This window comes from Solwaraspora sp. WMMA2059 (genome assembly GCF_027497315.1).
GTDB lineage: Bacteria > Actinomycetota > Actinomycetes > Mycobacteriales > Micromonosporaceae > Micromonospora_E.
The window spans coordinates 2,176,891-2,191,727 of record NZ_CP114908.1; the positions used below are offsets into that span (position 1 = coordinate 2,176,891).

14 protein-coding genes are annotated in these 14,837 nt (G+C 72.1%); 12 read left to right on the forward strand and 2 right to left on the reverse strand.

Annotation, left to right across the window (positions count from 1 at the left end; genetic code table 11):
* Entirely contained in the window at positions 1-912 is a 912-nt protein-coding gene (locus O7553_RS10015; RefSeq protein WP_281554538.1) for a shikimate dehydrogenase, read from the forward strand.
* Here O7553_RS10015 and O7553_RS10020 read toward each other — a convergent pair.
* Entirely contained in the window at positions 868-2,058 is a 1,191-nt protein-coding gene (locus O7553_RS10020; RefSeq protein ID WP_281554539.1) for a multidrug effflux MFS transporter, read from the reverse strand. The two genes, O7553_RS10015 and O7553_RS10020, sit on opposite strands and share 45 nt — an antisense overlap.
* Positions 2,059-2,180: 122 nt before the next feature.
* Between O7553_RS10020 and aroC the strand changes: the two genes are divergently transcribed.
* From aroC to nusB, 6 genes are all read left to right on the forward strand, one after another.
* Complete coding sequence (gene aroC, locus O7553_RS10025) at positions 2,181-3,359, forward strand: chorismate synthase (protein WP_281554540.1); 1,179 nt, start codon at positions 2,181-2,183, stop codon at positions 3,357-3,359.
* Positions 3,359-3,883 carry a shikimate kinase gene (locus tag O7553_RS10030; RefSeq protein ID WP_281554541.1) on the forward strand — a complete coding sequence of 175 codons (525 nt, stop codon included), beginning with the start codon at positions 3,359-3,361 and terminating at the stop codon, positions 3,881-3,883. The genes aroC and O7553_RS10030 overlap by 1 nt, the downstream gene beginning before the upstream one ends.
* Positions 3,884-3,894: 11 nt before the next feature.
* A complete protein-coding gene (aroB, locus tag O7553_RS10035) occupies positions 3,895-4,971 on the forward strand; it encodes a 3-dehydroquinate synthase (protein WP_281554542.1) in 1,077 nt (358 codons plus the stop codon).
* Between the two features lie 17 nt (positions 4,972-4,988).
* Positions 4,989-5,432, forward strand: a complete 444-nt coding sequence (aroQ, locus tag O7553_RS10040; protein ID WP_281555554.1) for a type II 3-dehydroquinate dehydratase — start codon at positions 4,989-4,991, stop codon at positions 5,430-5,432.
* A gap of 134 nt (positions 5,433-5,566) precedes the next feature.
* Positions 5,567-6,124 carry an elongation factor P gene (efp, locus tag O7553_RS10045; protein WP_123601169.1) on the forward strand — a complete coding sequence of 186 codons (558 nt, stop codon included), beginning with the start codon at positions 5,567-5,569 and terminating at the stop codon, positions 6,122-6,124.
* 23 nt (positions 6,125-6,147) lie between these two features.
* Positions 6,148-6,555 carry a transcription antitermination factor NusB gene (nusB, locus tag O7553_RS10050; protein WP_281554543.1) on the forward strand — a complete coding sequence of 136 codons (408 nt, stop codon included), beginning with the start codon at positions 6,148-6,150 and terminating at the stop codon, positions 6,553-6,555.
* A 98-nt stretch (positions 6,556-6,653) separates the two neighbouring features.
* Here the strand turns inward: nusB and O7553_RS10055 are convergent, their stop codons facing one another.
* Complete coding sequence (locus O7553_RS10055; protein WP_123601171.1) at positions 6,654-7,142, reverse strand: transcriptional regulator; 489 nt, start codon at positions 7,140-7,142, stop codon at positions 6,654-6,656.
* A gap of 288 nt (positions 7,143-7,430) precedes the next feature.
* Here O7553_RS10055 and pyrR point away from each other — a divergent pair, with 288 nt between their 5' ends.
* From pyrR to carB, 5 genes are all read left to right on the forward strand, one after another.
* A complete protein-coding gene (gene pyrR, locus O7553_RS10060) occupies positions 7,431-8,057 on the forward strand; it encodes a bifunctional pyr operon transcriptional regulator/uracil phosphoribosyltransferase PyrR (RefSeq protein WP_281554544.1) in 627 nt (208 codons plus the stop codon).
* The gene (locus O7553_RS10065) at positions 8,054-8,977 is read left to right on the forward strand and encodes an aspartate carbamoyltransferase catalytic subunit (protein WP_281554545.1); all 924 of its coding nucleotides are present in this window, start codon (positions 8,054-8,056) and stop codon (positions 8,975-8,977) included. The genes pyrR and O7553_RS10065 overlap by 4 nt, the downstream gene beginning before the upstream one ends.
* 70 nt (positions 8,978-9,047) lie before the next feature.
* On the forward strand, positions 9,048-10,346 hold the full coding sequence (locus O7553_RS10070) for a dihydroorotase (protein ID WP_281554546.1): 1,299 nt from the start codon (positions 9,048-9,050) through the stop codon (positions 10,344-10,346).
* Positions 10,343-11,488 (forward strand): glutamine-hydrolyzing carbamoyl-phosphate synthase small subunit, encoded by a 1,146-nt coding sequence (carA, locus tag O7553_RS10075; protein WP_281554547.1) that lies wholly within the window; start codon positions 10,343-10,345, stop codon positions 11,486-11,488. The genes O7553_RS10070 and carA overlap by 4 nt, the downstream gene beginning before the upstream one ends.
* Positions 11,481-14,822 carry a carbamoyl-phosphate synthase large subunit gene (gene carB / locus O7553_RS10080; protein WP_281554548.1) on the forward strand — a complete coding sequence of 1,114 codons (3,342 nt, stop codon included), beginning with the start codon at positions 11,481-11,483 and terminating at the stop codon, positions 14,820-14,822. Before carA ends, carB begins: the two co-directional genes overlap by 8 nt.
* The last annotated feature ends 15 nt before the right edge of the window (positions 14,823-14,837 follow it).

Here is a 14,837-nt window from a genome sequence, read left to right on the forward strand (position 1 = left end):
GTGTCCGCCCCCCGACCGTCCACCGCCGTCCGGCGGCGGGCCGCGGTGCTCGGCATGCCGATCGGGCACTCACTGTCGCCGGTGATCCACAACGCCGGCTACCAGGCCGCCGGGCTGACCGGCTGGAGCTACACCGCGATCGAATGCGCCGAGGCGCAGTTGGCGGGCCTGGTCGCCGGTCTCGGCCCGGAGTGGGCCGGGCTGTCGGTCACCATGCCGTTGAAGGAGGCGGCGCTCGCCCTGGCCGGGCGGGCCTCCTCGGTGGCCACCGCGGTCGGGGCGGCCAACACCCTGGTACGCCGGGCCGACGGCACCTGGTTCGCCGACAACACCGACGTGGCGGGGATGGTCGCGGTGCTGCGCGACGCCGGTGTCGGCACCGGTGCCCGGTTCACCGTGCTCGGCGCTGGCGGCACCGCCCGGGCCGCGTTGGCGGCCGCCGCCGCGCTGGCCGCCGCATCGGTCACCGTAGCGGCCCGGCGACCGGCGGCGGTCGACGAGCTGGTGCCGGTCGCCGGCGCGCTCGGCGTGTCGATGACCGGTACCGCCCTGTCGGCGGCCCCGGCGGCGGCCGGCACCGACGTACTGGTCTCCACCCTGCCGAAGGGGGCTGCCGACCCGTACGCCGGCCAGCTGCCGTGGGCATCCGGCACGGTCTGCTTCGACGCGCTCTACGATCCCTGGCCGACTCCACTGGCCTCGGCGGCGGCCGCCGCCGGTTGCCGGGTGGTCTCCGGGCTGGATCTGCTGCTGGCCCAGGCGGTCGGGCAGTTCGAACAGTTCACCGGGGTCGCCGCGCCGGTGGCGGCGATGCGAGCCGCGTTGTCCGCCGCGCGGTCGGCCGGCCCGGCCGGTGAGCTGGCGCGCTCAGCCGCCGCGGTCACGGGTCAGCGCCCACGCGGCGACCAGTGACAGCCCCGCCGCGCCGAGGATGATCAGCGCCATCGGGGTGGCGCTGGCCGTGCCGGCCAGCCCGACCACCGGCGCGGCCAGCGAGGCGATTCCCGACTGGACCGCGCCGAGCAGGGCGGCGGCGGTGCCGGCGTGCCGGGCGTGGTCCTGCAGGGCCAGCGCGGTCCCGTTCGGCATCAGCATCCCGATCGTGGCGACGTAGCCGGCCAGCGCCGGCACGATCAGCCACAGCTGGCCGGTGGTCGCGCCGGCCACCAGCAGCGCCGCAGCGCAGGCTCCGGCGGTCAACGCGCCGACGAACAACGGCCGGGTCCGGTACCGGCCGACCAGTCGGGCGTTGACCTGCCCGAGCGCGATCAGCCCGACCGCGTTGGCCCCGAACACCAGGCTGAACATGGTCGGCGACAGCCCGAAGCCGTCCTGCAGCACGTACGGCGATCCGGAGATGTAGGCGAACAAGCCGGCGAACGCCAGACCCTGGGTGGACGCGTACCCGACGAACGCCCGGTCGGTGAGGACCAGCCGGGCCGCCCGGGCGGCGCCAGCCAGACCGTCCGGGTTTCGGCGCTCCTCCGGCAGGGTCTCCGGTAGCCAGCGGGCCATGACGATGGTGAGCAGCGCGGCGAGTACCGCGAGGGCGACGAAGATCTCCCGCCAGGAGGCCACCCGCAGCACCGCCGCGCCGAGCACCGGCGCGGCGATCGGTGCCACCCCGAAGATGATCAGCAGGCGGGAGAAGAACCGGGCCGCGTCGGCACCCGAGTAGAGGTCGCGCACCACCGCGCGGGCGACGACCACCCCTACCCCGCCGGCGAAGCCCTGGAGCAGCCGCAACCCGGCCAGTGCCTCGGCGTTCGGGGCCAGCGTGCAGGCCAGCGAGACGACGATGTAGCCGGTGGTGCCGGCCAGCGCCGGACGCCGCCGCCCCCACCGGTCACTCACCGGCCCGCCGACCAGCTGGCCGAACGCGACGCCGATCAGGCACGCGGTCAGCGACAGCTGCACCCGGGCAGGGGTGGCGGTGAGGTCCTCGCTGATCGCCGGGAACGCCGGCAGGTACATGTCGATCGACAGCGGCCCCACCGCGGTGACCGCGCCGAGCAGGATGAGTAGCACCGCTGGTCGGCGGCGGATGTCGTACGGCACGAAGCCACCACCCCCCGAAACCGACCAACCGTACGTTAGGGCGGCTCGGGTGGTGTCCGGAGGGCGGGACGCGGGCGACGTGGGTCACCTGGCCCCGACCCCGCCGTGCCACACTTTCCGACGTGTTGCGTTGGCTGACCGCAGGTGAATCCCACGGACCCGCGCTGGTCGCACTCCTCGAAGGCGTCCCCGCCGGCGTCGAGGTGACCAGTGCCGAGATCGGTCGCGAGCTGGCCCGGCGCCGGCTCGGCTACGGCCGGGGTGCCCGGATGAGTTTCGAGCAGGACGAGATCGAGATCGTCGGCGGCCTGCGGCACGGGGTGACGCTGGGCAGCCCGGTCGCGATCCGGGTGGGCAACTCGGAGTGGCCGAAGTGGCGCACCGTGATGGCGGCCGACCCGGTCGACCCGGTCGAGTTGGCCGGGCAGGCCCGCAACGCCCCGCTGACCCGGCCCCGACCGGGGCACGCCGACCTGGCCGGGATGCAGAAGTACGGCCATACCGACGCCCGGCCGATCCTGGAGCGGGCCAGCGCCAGGGAGACCGCCGCCCGGGTCGCCGTCGGTACGGTCGCCCGGGCGCTGTGCCGGCAGGCACTGGGGATCGAGATCGTGTCGCACGTGGTCGAGCTCGGTTCGGTGGCCGCCAAACCCGGACTGCAGCCCCGCCCGGAGGACGCCGAGCGGGTCGACGCCGACCCGCTGCGCTGCCTCGACCCCGAGGCAAGCGCCCGGATGGTCGCCGAGGTGGACGCCGCCAAGTCCGACGCCGACACCCTCGGCGGCATCGTCGAGGTGCTCGCCTACGGGGTGCCGCCGGGGCTGGGCAGCCACGTCCAGTGGGACCGCAAGCTCGACGCCCGGCTGGCCGCCGCGGTGCTGTCGATCCAGGCGGTCAAGGGTGTGGAGATCGGCGACGCCTGGCAGCAGGCCCGGTCGCGGGGCTCGGTCGCGCACGACGAGATCATTCCGACTGCGGCCGGGGTGCGCCGGGCGACCGACCGGGCCGGCGGGCTGGAGGGCGGCATCACCACCGGCGAGCCGGTGCGGGTGCGGGCCGCGATGAAGCCGATCTCCTCGTTGAACCGGGCGTTGTCGACCGTCGACGTCGTCACCGGCGAGCCGGCGACCGCGATCAACCAGCGGTCCGACGTCTGCGCGGTGCCGGCCGCCGCGGTGGTGGCCGAGGCGATGGTGGCGCTGGTGCTGGCCGAGGCGGCCACCGAGAAGTTCGGCGGTGACTCGGTCGCCGAGATCCGCCGCAACCTTGCCGGGTACCTGGACCACCTGGTGATCCGCTGATGGCCCCGGCCTGCGTGCTGGTCGGCGCACCCGGTGCGGGCAAGACCAGCACCGGTACCGTGCTGGCCGGGCTGCTCAACTGTGAGTTCCGCGACACCGACACCGACATCGTGGCGGCGGCCGGCAAGCCGATCCCGGAGATCTTCGTCGATGACGGCGAGGAGCACTTCCGGGCCTTGGAGCGGGCGGCGGTCCGGGCGGCACTGCGCGGCTTCGACGGTGTGCTCGCGCTCGGCGGCGGTGCGGTGCTGGCCGACGAGAACCGCGCCGCGCTCGCCGGACACACCGTGGTCCATCTCGGCGTCGAGCTGGCCGACGCGGTCCGTCGGGTCGGCCTCGACGCCGGCCGACCGCTGCTGGCGATCAACCCGCGGGCCACGCTGCGGCACCTGCTGGAGCAGCGTCGCCCGCTCTACGAGCGGGTCGCCACGCACCGGGTGGCAACCGACGGCCGTACCCCGGAGCAGGTCGCCGAGGAGATCGCGACAATGCTGCGCACACCGGCCGACCGGCCCGGGTACTAGGCTCGGTGCCGATGGACTCGACGACCTGTATCCCGGTGCCCGGCGACCGACCGTACGACGTGCTGATCGGTCATGGGCTGCTCGACCAGCTGTCCGACCTGCTGCCCGGCGCGGACCGGGTGGCGGTGCTGCACGCACCCCCGCTGCAGGGCCAGGCCGACCGGATCGCCACCGGGTGCGCCGCGGCCGGTGTCAAACCGCTGCTGATCGAGGTGCCGGACGCCGAAGCCGGCAAGTCGATCGAGGTCGCCGGGCAGGCGTGGGCGCAGCTCGGCGCGGCCGGCTTCACCCGTACTGACGCGGTGGTCGGAGTCGGCGGCGGCGCGGTGACCGATCTGGCGGGTTTCGTGGCCGCCTGCTGGCTGCGTGGGGTCCGCTGGGTACCGGTGGCGACCAGCCTGCTCGGCATGGTCGACGCGGCGGTGGGCGGCAAGACCGGAATCAATACGGCGGCCGGCAAGAACCTGGTGGGCGCGTTCCACCCGCCGGCCGGGGTGCTGGCCGACCTGGACCTGCTGACCAGCCTTGCGCCGGTCGACCTGGCCGCCGGGTTGGCCGAGGTGGTCAAGTGCGGGTTCATCGCCGATCCGGCGATCCTGGAGCTGATCGAGACCGATCCGGCAGCGGCCACCGACCCGACCGGGCCGCAGGTGCGTGAGCTGATCGAGCGCGCGGTGCGGGTCAAGGCCGACGTGGTCGGTGACGACCTGCGCGAGTCGGGGCTGCGCGAGGTGCTCAACTACGGGCACACGCTGGCCCACGCGATTGAGAAGGTGGAAGACTACCGCTGGCGCCACGGGCACGCGGTGTCGGTGGGCCTGGTCTACGCGGCGACCCTGGCCCGGCTGGCCGGCCGGCTCGACGCAACGGTCGCCGATCGGCACGCGTCGGTACTCGCCGCCCTGGGGCTGCCCACCACGTACCGGGCAGACGCGTGGCCACAGCTGCTGGCCACGATGCGGGTGGACAAGAAGGCCCGGGGCAGCCGGCTGCGGCTGGTGGTGCTCGACGCGCTGGCCCGACCCGGGATTCTCGACGGCCCGGCCGACACGTTGCTCGCCGAGGCGTACCGGCAGGTGGCGGCGTGACGGGAGACGGCACGGCGTTGCGGACGTACGTGCTGAACGGCCCGAACCTGGGCCGGCTGGGCAGCCGTCAGGTCGACGTGTACGGGCTGACCAGCTACGCCGACCTGGTGGCGATGTGCGAGCAGGTGGGCCGGGACGCCGGGCTCGACGTCGAGGTGCGCCAGACCGACGCCGAGCACGAGATGCTCAGCTGGCTGCACACGGCGGCCGACGCCGAGGCCGCCGTGGTGATCAACCCGGGTGCCTGGTCGCACTACTCGTACGCGGTCCGCGACGCCTGCGCGCTGCTGCGCGGACCACTCGTCGAGGTGCACATCTCCAACATCCACGCCCGCGAGCAGTTCCGGCACCACTCGGTGGTGTCGGCGGTCGCCACCGGGGTGATCTGCGGGCTCGGGGTGGACGGCTACCGGTTGGCGCTGCTGCACGTCGCCCGGTTGGCCGCGGCCCGTCCCCGCTGAGCCGGCCCGGTTGCCGGTCGTGGGCCGCACCCGACCGCGTCGGGACGGGTAGGGGTCCGGGCCGTGCCGGCTGAGCAGGGTCCGGCCCGATAGACTTGGTAGATCCGTCCGTACATTGATGATCAAGGCAGGAAATGGCGACCACCAACGACCTGAAGAACGGGCTGGTTCTCAACCTCGACGGCGAGCTGTGGGCCGTCGTGGAGTTCCAGCACGTCAAGCCCGGCAAGGGCGGCGCTTTCGTGCGCACCACCCTGAAGAACGTGCTCTCCGGCAAGGTGGTCGACAAGACCTTCAACGCGGGCACCAAGGTCGACACCGCGACCGTCGACAAGCGGACCATGCAGTACCTGTACGCCGACGGCGAGGACTACGTCTTCATGGATCTGGAGACCTTCGACCAGATCATGGTGCCCGGTGGCACCGTCGGCGAGGCAGCGAACTACCTGCTGCCCGAGGCTGAGGCGATCGTGGCGACCCACGAGGGCGTGCCGCTGTACGTCGAGCTGCCGACCAGCGTGGTCCTCGAGGTTACCTACACCGAGCCGGGCCTGCAGGGTGACCGGTCGACCGGCGGAAACAAGCCGGCCACGATGGAGACGGGGGCCACCGTCCAGGTGCCGTTGTTCGTCACCACCGGGGAGAAGATCAAGGTCGACACCCGCGACGGCCGCTACCTCGGCCGAGCCTGATGGCCGAGGGGCCGAAGACCTCGATGCCAGCGCGTCGCAAGGCGCGCAAACGGGCCCTGGACGTGCTCTACGAGGCGGACATGCGCAGTCTGCCGCCGACCCAGGTGCTGGTCGGGTACCTGGCCCGGTTGTCCCCGCGTCCGGAGCATCTCGACTACGCGGTCGGCCTGGTCGAAGGGGTGGCGACGCACCGGGACCGGATCGACGAGCTGATCGGCAGCTACGCCGAGGGGTGGACGCTGGACCGGATGCCGGTGGTCGACCGCAACCTGGCCCGGATCGCCGTCTACGAGTTGCTCTACGTCGACGAGATCGACGACCCGGTGGCGATCACCGAGGCGGTCGAGTTGGCCCGGCAGATGTCCACTGACGATTCGCCGCGGTTCCTCAACGGTCTGCTGGACCGGATCGCCGAGTACACCCCGCACTAGCGGCTCCCGCCGCCATTCCGCGACCACGGTGCCACGCGGCACCGCTGACGGGCCCGATCCAGTTGGATCGGGCCCGTCAGCGGTTGGGCGCGCAGCCGTCAGGAGGCGAAGAACGCCCGCGGGTCGGCGACCAGTACGCCGTGCTCGTTCAGCCGCTCGATGAGGCCGGACGGCGACGAGTCGTACACGATCGCCAGCGCCCGCAGGTCATCGGCGCGGATGGACAGCACCCGACCGTTGTAGTCACCACGCTGCTGCTGGATCGCCCGGGCGTACCGGGCGACGTAGGCGAGGTCCTCGCCGACCTCGTCGTACAGCCGCTCCAGGTCCAGGACGATCTTGCTGGTGGGTTCGTGACGTACCCCACTGCCGTCCGGCAGCAGTTCCGACACGGGTACCCGGTAGAAGTCGGCCAGCTCGGCGAGGCGGGAGACGGTGACTGCCCGGTCCCCACGCTCGTAGGAACCGACGACGACAGCCTTCCAACGCCCGTTCGACTTCTCCTCCACCCCCTGCAGGGACAGCCCCTGCTGCTGACGGATGGAGCGCAGGCGGGCGCCCAACGACTTGGCGTACTCAGAGGGCATACGGACTCTCCCAGTGCTTTGCCCGGGGCTTTCCCCAGCGATCGCTACGGAGCGTGACGGTACGGCGGTTCGCAAGCGCGGTCAAGTGGTGAATAGCTACCAGTGAACAAGATCGTGACGACTTGCCCCAAATTTCGTCTTACTGATGCGACACTCAGCGCCCCATATCGGCTCGGCAACGGGACGCTGGTAACGTTCGGCGTGACCGCTGACCAGCCGGGTGCTGGCTGGCGATACCCAAGACGTCCTTTAACGACCCGTCCCGTGAGGCGGGGAAGGGGGTCCGCTGTGGCCTACCCGTCGGCCACCCAATCATCGGCGACGATGCCACCGTCAGTTAAGAGCATCCTGACCAGCGCCGACATTCAACGCGTTGTGGACCGGATCGCCCATCAGGTGCTGGAAAAGACCAACGGGGCGCAACGCACCGTACTGCTCGGAATTCCCACCCGGGGCGTGCCGCTCGCCCGCCGTCTCGCCGACCGGATCCGCGCCTTCGAAGGAGTCGGCGTCCCGGTCGGTGTGCTCGACATCACCCTCTACCGGGACGATCTCCGGTTGAAGGCCACCCGTGCGGTCGGGCCCACCGAACTGCCCGCCGGTGGCATCGACGGACAGCGGGTCATCCTGGTCGACGACGTCCTCTACTCGGGTCGGACCGTACGGGCGGCGTTGGACGCGATCAGCGACCTCGGCCGGCCCAGTTCGGTGCAGTTGGCGGTGCTGGTCGACCGGGGCCACCGGGAGCTGCCGATCCGCGCCGACTACGTCGGCAAGAACATCCCCACCGCGCTCACCGAGAACGTCAAGGTGCTGCTCGCCGAGACCGACGACACCGACGAGGTACGGCTGTTCAGTTCCCCCGGCGCGGCCCAGGCGGCGGACGGTCCGCAGCGGGGGAGGGACCAGCGATGATCAGGCACCTGCTGTCCGGCGCCGATCTGGACGCGGCGGACGCCACCCGGATTCTGGACACCGCGGTCGAACTCGCCTCGCTGGCCGGCCGCGAGGTGAAGAAGCTGCCCACCCTGCGGGGGCGGACCGTGGTGAACCTGTTCTACGAGGATTCCACCCGGACCCGGATCTCGTTCGAGGCCGCCGCCAAGCGGCTCTCCGCCGACGTGATCAACTTCTCGGCCAAGGGATCCAGCGTCTCCAAGGGCGAGAGCCTCAAGGACACCGCGCTCACCCTGCAGGCGATGGGGGCCGACGCGGTGGTGATCCGCCACCCCGCCTCCGGCGCCCCGCACCGGCTGGCCAACTGGGTGGACGGGTCGGTGGTCAACGCCGGCGACGGCACCCACGAGCACCCGACCCAGGCACTGCTCGACGCGTACACCATGCGGGCCCGGCTGGGCCGGCTCGCCGGCCTGCACGTGGTGATCGTCGGCGACGTGCTGCACAGCCGGGTGGCCCGGTCCAACGTCCTGCTGCTGGCCACCCTCGGCGCCAAGGTGACCCTGGTCGGGCCGCCGCCGCTGATCCCGGTCGACATCGCCACCGCGCTCGCCCCCGGCGTCGGGGTCGGCTACGACCTCGACGCCGTGCTGCCCACCGCCGACGTGGTGATGATGCTGCGGGTGCAGCACGAGCGGATGGCCGACTCCTACTTCCCGTCCGCCCGTGAGTACGCCCGCCGGTACGGCCTGGACGGGGCCCGGCTGCGCCGGCTGCCCGGGCACGCCATCGTGATGCACCCCGGTCCGATGAACCGGGGCATGGAGATCTCCGCCGAGGTCGCCGACTCGCCCCGCTCCACGATCGTGGAACAGGTCGCCAACGGGGTAAGCGTCCGGATGGCCGTGCTCTACCTGCTGCTCGGCGGCCGCGGTTGATGCGGCCAACCGGTCACCGACATTCTCACCGGCACCACCGATTCCACGCGCACGACGAAAGGACCTCGCTGTGAGCGCGTACCTGATCAAGGGCGTCCGGGTCCTCGGCCGGGACCCCGTCGACCTGCTGTTGCGCGACGGTGTGGTCGCCGACGCCGGCACCGGGCTGAGCGCACCGGGGGCGCAGGTGCTCGACGCCGACGGCCTGATCGCCTTGCCCGGGCTGGTCGATCTCCATACCCACCTGCGTGAACCCGGCCGGGAGGACGCCGAAACGGTGGAGACCGGGTCGCGGGCCGCCGCGCTCGGCGGCTACACCGCGGTCTGCGCGATGGCGAACACCTCCCCGGTGGCCGACACCGCCGGCGTCGTCGAACAGGTCTGGCGGCTCGGCCGCCAGGCCGGGCTGGTCGACGTGCAGCCGATCGGCGCGGTCACCGTCGGTCTGGCCGGCGAGCGTCTCGCCGAGCTGGGCGCGATGGCCGACTCCGCCGCCGCGGTGCGGGTCTTCTCCGACGACGGGCACTGCGTCGCCGACCCCCGGCTGATGCGCCGTGCCCTGGAGTACGTCAAGGCGTTCGACGGTGTCGTCGCCCAGCACGCCGAGGAGCCCCGGCTGACCGAGGGCGCCCAGATGCACGAGGGCGAGGTCTCCACCCGGCTCGGCCTGACCGGCTGGCCGGCCGTCGCCGAGGAGGCGATCATCGCCCGCGACGCGCTGCTCGCCGAACACGTCGGCAGCCGGCTGCACGTCTGCCACCTGTCCACCGCCGGCAGCGTGGAGATCGTTCGGCAGGCCAAGGCCCGTGGGGTCCGGATCACCGCCGAGGTCACCCCGCACCACCTGCTGCTCACCCACGAGGCGCCGACCAGCTACGACCCGGTCTTCAAGGTCAATCCGCCACTGCGGACCGGCGAGGATGTCGCCGCGCTGCGCGCCGCGCTCGCCGAGGGCGTCATCGACATCGTCGCCACCGACCACGCCCCGCACGCGGTGGAGGACAAGGAGTGCGAGTGGGCGTACGCCCGGCCCGGCATGCTCGGGTTGGAGACCGCCCTGTCGGTGGTGCTGCTCACGACCGCGTTGCACGACGCCGACGGTGTACCAGACTGGGAGCTGATCGCGGAGCGGATGTCCCGGGCCCCGGCCCGGATCGCCGGGCTGACCGGGCACGGGCACGACCCCGCGCCGGGCGTCCCGGCGAACCTCACCCTGATCGACCCGGCCGCCAGCCGCACCGTCGACCCGGCCGAGTCGGCCAGCCGCAGCCGCAACACGCCGTACGCGCGGATGGTGCTGCCCGGCCAGGTGGTCGCCACCTTCCTGCGCGGCGACGCGACCGTGCTCGACGGAAAGGCCGTGCGATGAACGACACCGCCACCACCGCAGCAACCCGCCAGCGGGTTCCGGCGCTGCTGGTGCTCGAGGACGGCCGGGTCTTCCCCGGCGAGAGCTACGGCGCGGTCGGGGAGACCTTCGGCGAGGCGGTGTTCACCACCGCGATGACCGGCTACCAGGAGACCCTGACCGACCCGTCCTACCACCGGCAGGTGGTGGTGCAGACGGCACCGCACATCGGCAACACCGGGGTCAACGTCGACGACGACGAGTCGGACCGGATCCGGGTGGCCGGCTACGTGGTCCGGGATCCGGCCCGCCGCCCGTCGAACTGGCGGGCCACCGGTGACCTGGAGGACCGGCTGGCCGCCGAAGGGGTGGTCGGCATCTGCGGGGTCGACACCCGGGCACTGACCCGGCACCTGCGCGACCGGGGGGTGATGCGGGTCGGCGTCTCCACCCTGACCGGCGACCCGCAGGAGCTGCTGGACCGGGTCCGGCGGGCCCCGCAGATGGTCGGTGCCGACCTGTCCGCCGAGGTGACCACCGCCGAGCCGTACACGGTCACCGCGCAGGGCGAGCACCGCTACACCGTCGCCGCGCTGGACCTGGGCATCAAACGCAACGTGCCGCGCCGGCTCGCCGAGCGTGGGGTGACCACCCACGTGCTGCCGGCGACCTCGACGCTGGAGCAGGTCCTGGCGACCGGCCCGGACGCGGTGTTCTTCTCACCCGGGCCGGGTGACCCGGCCACCGCCGACCATCCGGTCGCGCTGGCCCGCCAGGTGATGGGGCGCCGGATCCCGCTGTTCGGCATCTGTTTCGGCTCGCAGATCCTCGGCCGGGCGCTGGGCTTCGGCACCTACAAGCTCGGCTACGGCCACCGCGGCATCAACCAGCCGGTGCTCGACCGCACCACCGGCAAGGTCGAGGTGACCAGCCACAACCACGGGTTCGCCGTGGACGCCCCGCTGAACACGGTGATCGACACCGACTTCGGCGGCGTCGAGGTGAGCCACGTGTGCCTCAACGACGACGTGGTCGAGGGGCTGCGGGCCCGTGAGGTGCCGGCGTTCACCGTCCAGTACCACCCGGAAGCGGCGGCCGGTCCGCACGACGCGGACTACCTGTTCGACCGGTTCGTCGAGCTGATCGAGGGAAAACATGCCTAAGCGGACAGATCTGCAGCATGTCATGGTGATCGGCTCTGGGCCGATCATCATCGGCCAGGCCTGCGAGTTCGACTACTCCGGCACCCAGGCGTGCCGGGTGCTGCGCGCCGAAGGGCTGCGCGTGTCGCTGGTCAACTCCAATCCGGCGACCATCATGACCGACCCGGAGTTCGCCGACGCCACCTACGTCGAGCCGATCACGCCCGAGTTCGTCGAGCTGGTCATCGCCCGGGAGCGTCCCGACGCGCTGCTGCCCACCCTCGGCGGGCAGACCGCGCTGAACACGGCGGTCGCCCTGCACTCCGCCGGCGTGCTGGACAAGTACGGCGTGGAGCTGATCGGGGCCGACGTCGACGCGATCCGTCGTGGCGAGGACCGGCAACTGTTCAAGGACATCGTCGCCGCCGCCGGCGGGGAGACCCCGCGCAGCCGGGTCTGCCACAGCATGGCCGAGGTGCACGACACCGTCGCCGAGCTCGGGCTGCCGGTGGTCATCCGGCCGTCGTTCACCATGGGGGGGCTCGGCTCCGGCATGGCGCACACCCCGGACGACCTGGAGCGCATCGCCGGTGCCGGGCTGGCCGCTTCTCCGGTGCACGAGGTCCTCATCGAGGAGAGCGTGCTCGGCTGGAAGGAGTACGAGCTGGAGCTGATGCGCGACCGCAACGACAACGTGGTCGTGGTCTGCTCCATCGAGAACATCGACCCGATGGGGGTGCACACCGGCGACAGCGTCACCGTCGCCCCGGCGATGACCCTCACCGACCGGGAGTACCAGCGGATGCGCGACATGGGCATCGCCGTGCTGCGCGAGGTCGGCGTCGACACCGGCGGCTGCAACATCCAGTTCGCCGTGCACCCGGGCACCGGCCGGCTCGTCGTCATCGAGATGAACCCCCGGGTGTCCCGGTCGTCGGCGCTGGCGTCCAAGGCGACCGGCTTCCCGATCGCCAAGATCGCCGCCAAGCTGGCCATCGGCTACACCCTCGACGAGATCCCCAACGACATCACCAAGCAGACCCCGGCGGCGTTCGAGCCGGTCCTCGACTACGTCGTGGTCAAGATCCCCCGGTTCGCGTTCGAGAAGTTTCCCGGCGCCGACCCGGAGCTGACCACCACGATGAAGTCGGTCGGCGAGGCGATGAGCCTGGGCCGCAACTTCACCGAGGCGCTGAACAAGGCGATGCGCTCGATGGAGACGAAGGCCGCCGGTTTCTGGACGGTGCCCGATCCGGCCGACGCCACCGTCGAGTCCACCCTGGCCGAGCTGGCCACCCCGCACGACGGCCGGCTCTACACCGTCGAACGGGCGCTGCGGCTGGGTGCCACCGTCGCCCAGGTCACCGAGGCCTCCGGTGGTATCGACCCCTGGTTCCTCGAGGAGATCGCCGGCCTGGTCGAACTGCGCCGTGAGATCGAGGCCGCGCCGGTGCTCGACGGCGCACTGCTGCGCCGGGCCAAGCGGGCCGGGCTGTCCGACCGGCAGATGGCCGCGCTGCGTCCGGAGCTGGCCGGCGAGGACGGGGTTCGGGCGTTGCGGCACCGGCTCGGTCTGCACCCGGTCTACAAGACGGTCGACACCTGCGCCGCCGAGTTCGCCGCCCGCACGCCGTACCACTACTCCAGCTACGACGTGGAGACCGAGGTAGCGCCGTCGGACCGGCCGAAAGTGCTGATCCTCGGCTCCGGGCCGAACCGGATCGGCCAGGGCATCGAGTTCGACTACTCCTGCGTGCACGCGGTGATGGCGCTCGCCGAGTACGAGACCGTCATGGTCAACTGCAATCCGGAGACGGTTTCCACCGACTACGACACCGCCGACCGGCTGTACTTCGAGCCGCTCACCTTCGAGGACGTGCTGGAGGTCTGGCAGGCCGAGGACGCCGCCGGCCGGGCCGCGGGCGGCCCCGGCGTGGTCGGGGTGATCGTCCAGCTCGGCGGGCAGACCCCGCTCGGGCTGGCGCAGCGGCTCGCCGATGCCGGGGTGCCGATCGTCGGCACCCCACCGGAGTCGATCCACCTGGCCGAGGAGCGGGGCGCGTTCGGCCAGGTGCTGGCCCGCGCCGGGCTGCGCGCCCCGGCGCACGGCACCGCCGTGTCGTTCGAGCAGGCCAAGGCGATCGCCGACGAGATCGGCTATCCGGTGCTGGTCCGCCCGTCGTACGTGCTCGGCGGGCGCGGCATGGAGATCGTCTACGACGACGCGACGCTGCGCGACTACATCGGCCGGGCCACCGACATCTCGCCGGAGCACCCGGTGCTGGTCGACCGGTTCCTCGACGACGCCATCGAGATCGACGTGGACGCGCTGTGCGACGCCACCGGCGAGGTCTACCTCGGCGGGGTGATGGAGCACATCGAGGAGGCCGGCATCCACTCCGGCGACTCGTCCTGCGCGCTGCCGCCGATCACCCTGGCCGCCCCGCACCTGGCCACCATCCGGCACTACACCGAGCAGATCGCCCGCGGCGTCGGGGTCCGCGGGCTGCTCAACGTGCAGTACGCGCTCAAGGACGACGTGCTGTACGTGCTGGAAGCCAACCCGCGGGCCTCGCGGACCGTTCCGTTCGTCTCCAAGGCCACTGCGGTGCCGCTGGCCAAGGCGGCGGCCCGGATCATGCTCGGGGCCACCGTCGCGCAGCTGCGCGACGAAGGGATGCTGCCGGCCACCGGTGACGGCGGCACGTTGCCGCCGGACGCGCCGATCGCGGTCAAGGAGGCGGTACTGCCGTTCAAGCGGTTCCGCACCCGCGCCGGGCACGGCGTCGACTCGCTGCTCGGCCCGGAGATGAAGTCGACCGGCGAGGTAATGGGGATCGACCCGGCGTACGGCAACGCCTTCGCCAAGTCGCAGGCTGCCGCGTACGGCTCCCTGCCGACCAGCGGAAAGGTCTTCGTCTCGGTCGCCAACCGGGACAAACGCGCGATGATCTTCCCGGTGAAGCGGCTGGCCGATCTCGGGTTCGACATCGTCGCCACCGCCGGCACCGCCGAGGTGCTGCGCCGCCACGGCATCGCCTGCGAGTTGACCCGCAAACACTGGGAGGAACCGGGTGACGGCCAACCTGACGCGGTGACGCTGATCGCCTCCGGCGAGATCGCCCTGGTGATCAACACGCCGCAGGGCTCCGGGGCCAGCGCCCGCTCCGACGGGTACGAGATCCGCAGCGCGGCGGTCACCGCGGACACCCCGTGTGTGACCACCGTGCCCGGGGTCGCCGCCGCCGTGATGGGCATCGAGGCGCTGATCAACGGGGACATGGCGGTCCGGCCGCTGCAGCAGCTGCACGCGGCGCTGCGCCCGGAGACAGCCGGCCGACAGGCGGCCCGGTGACCCGATCCGGCGGGT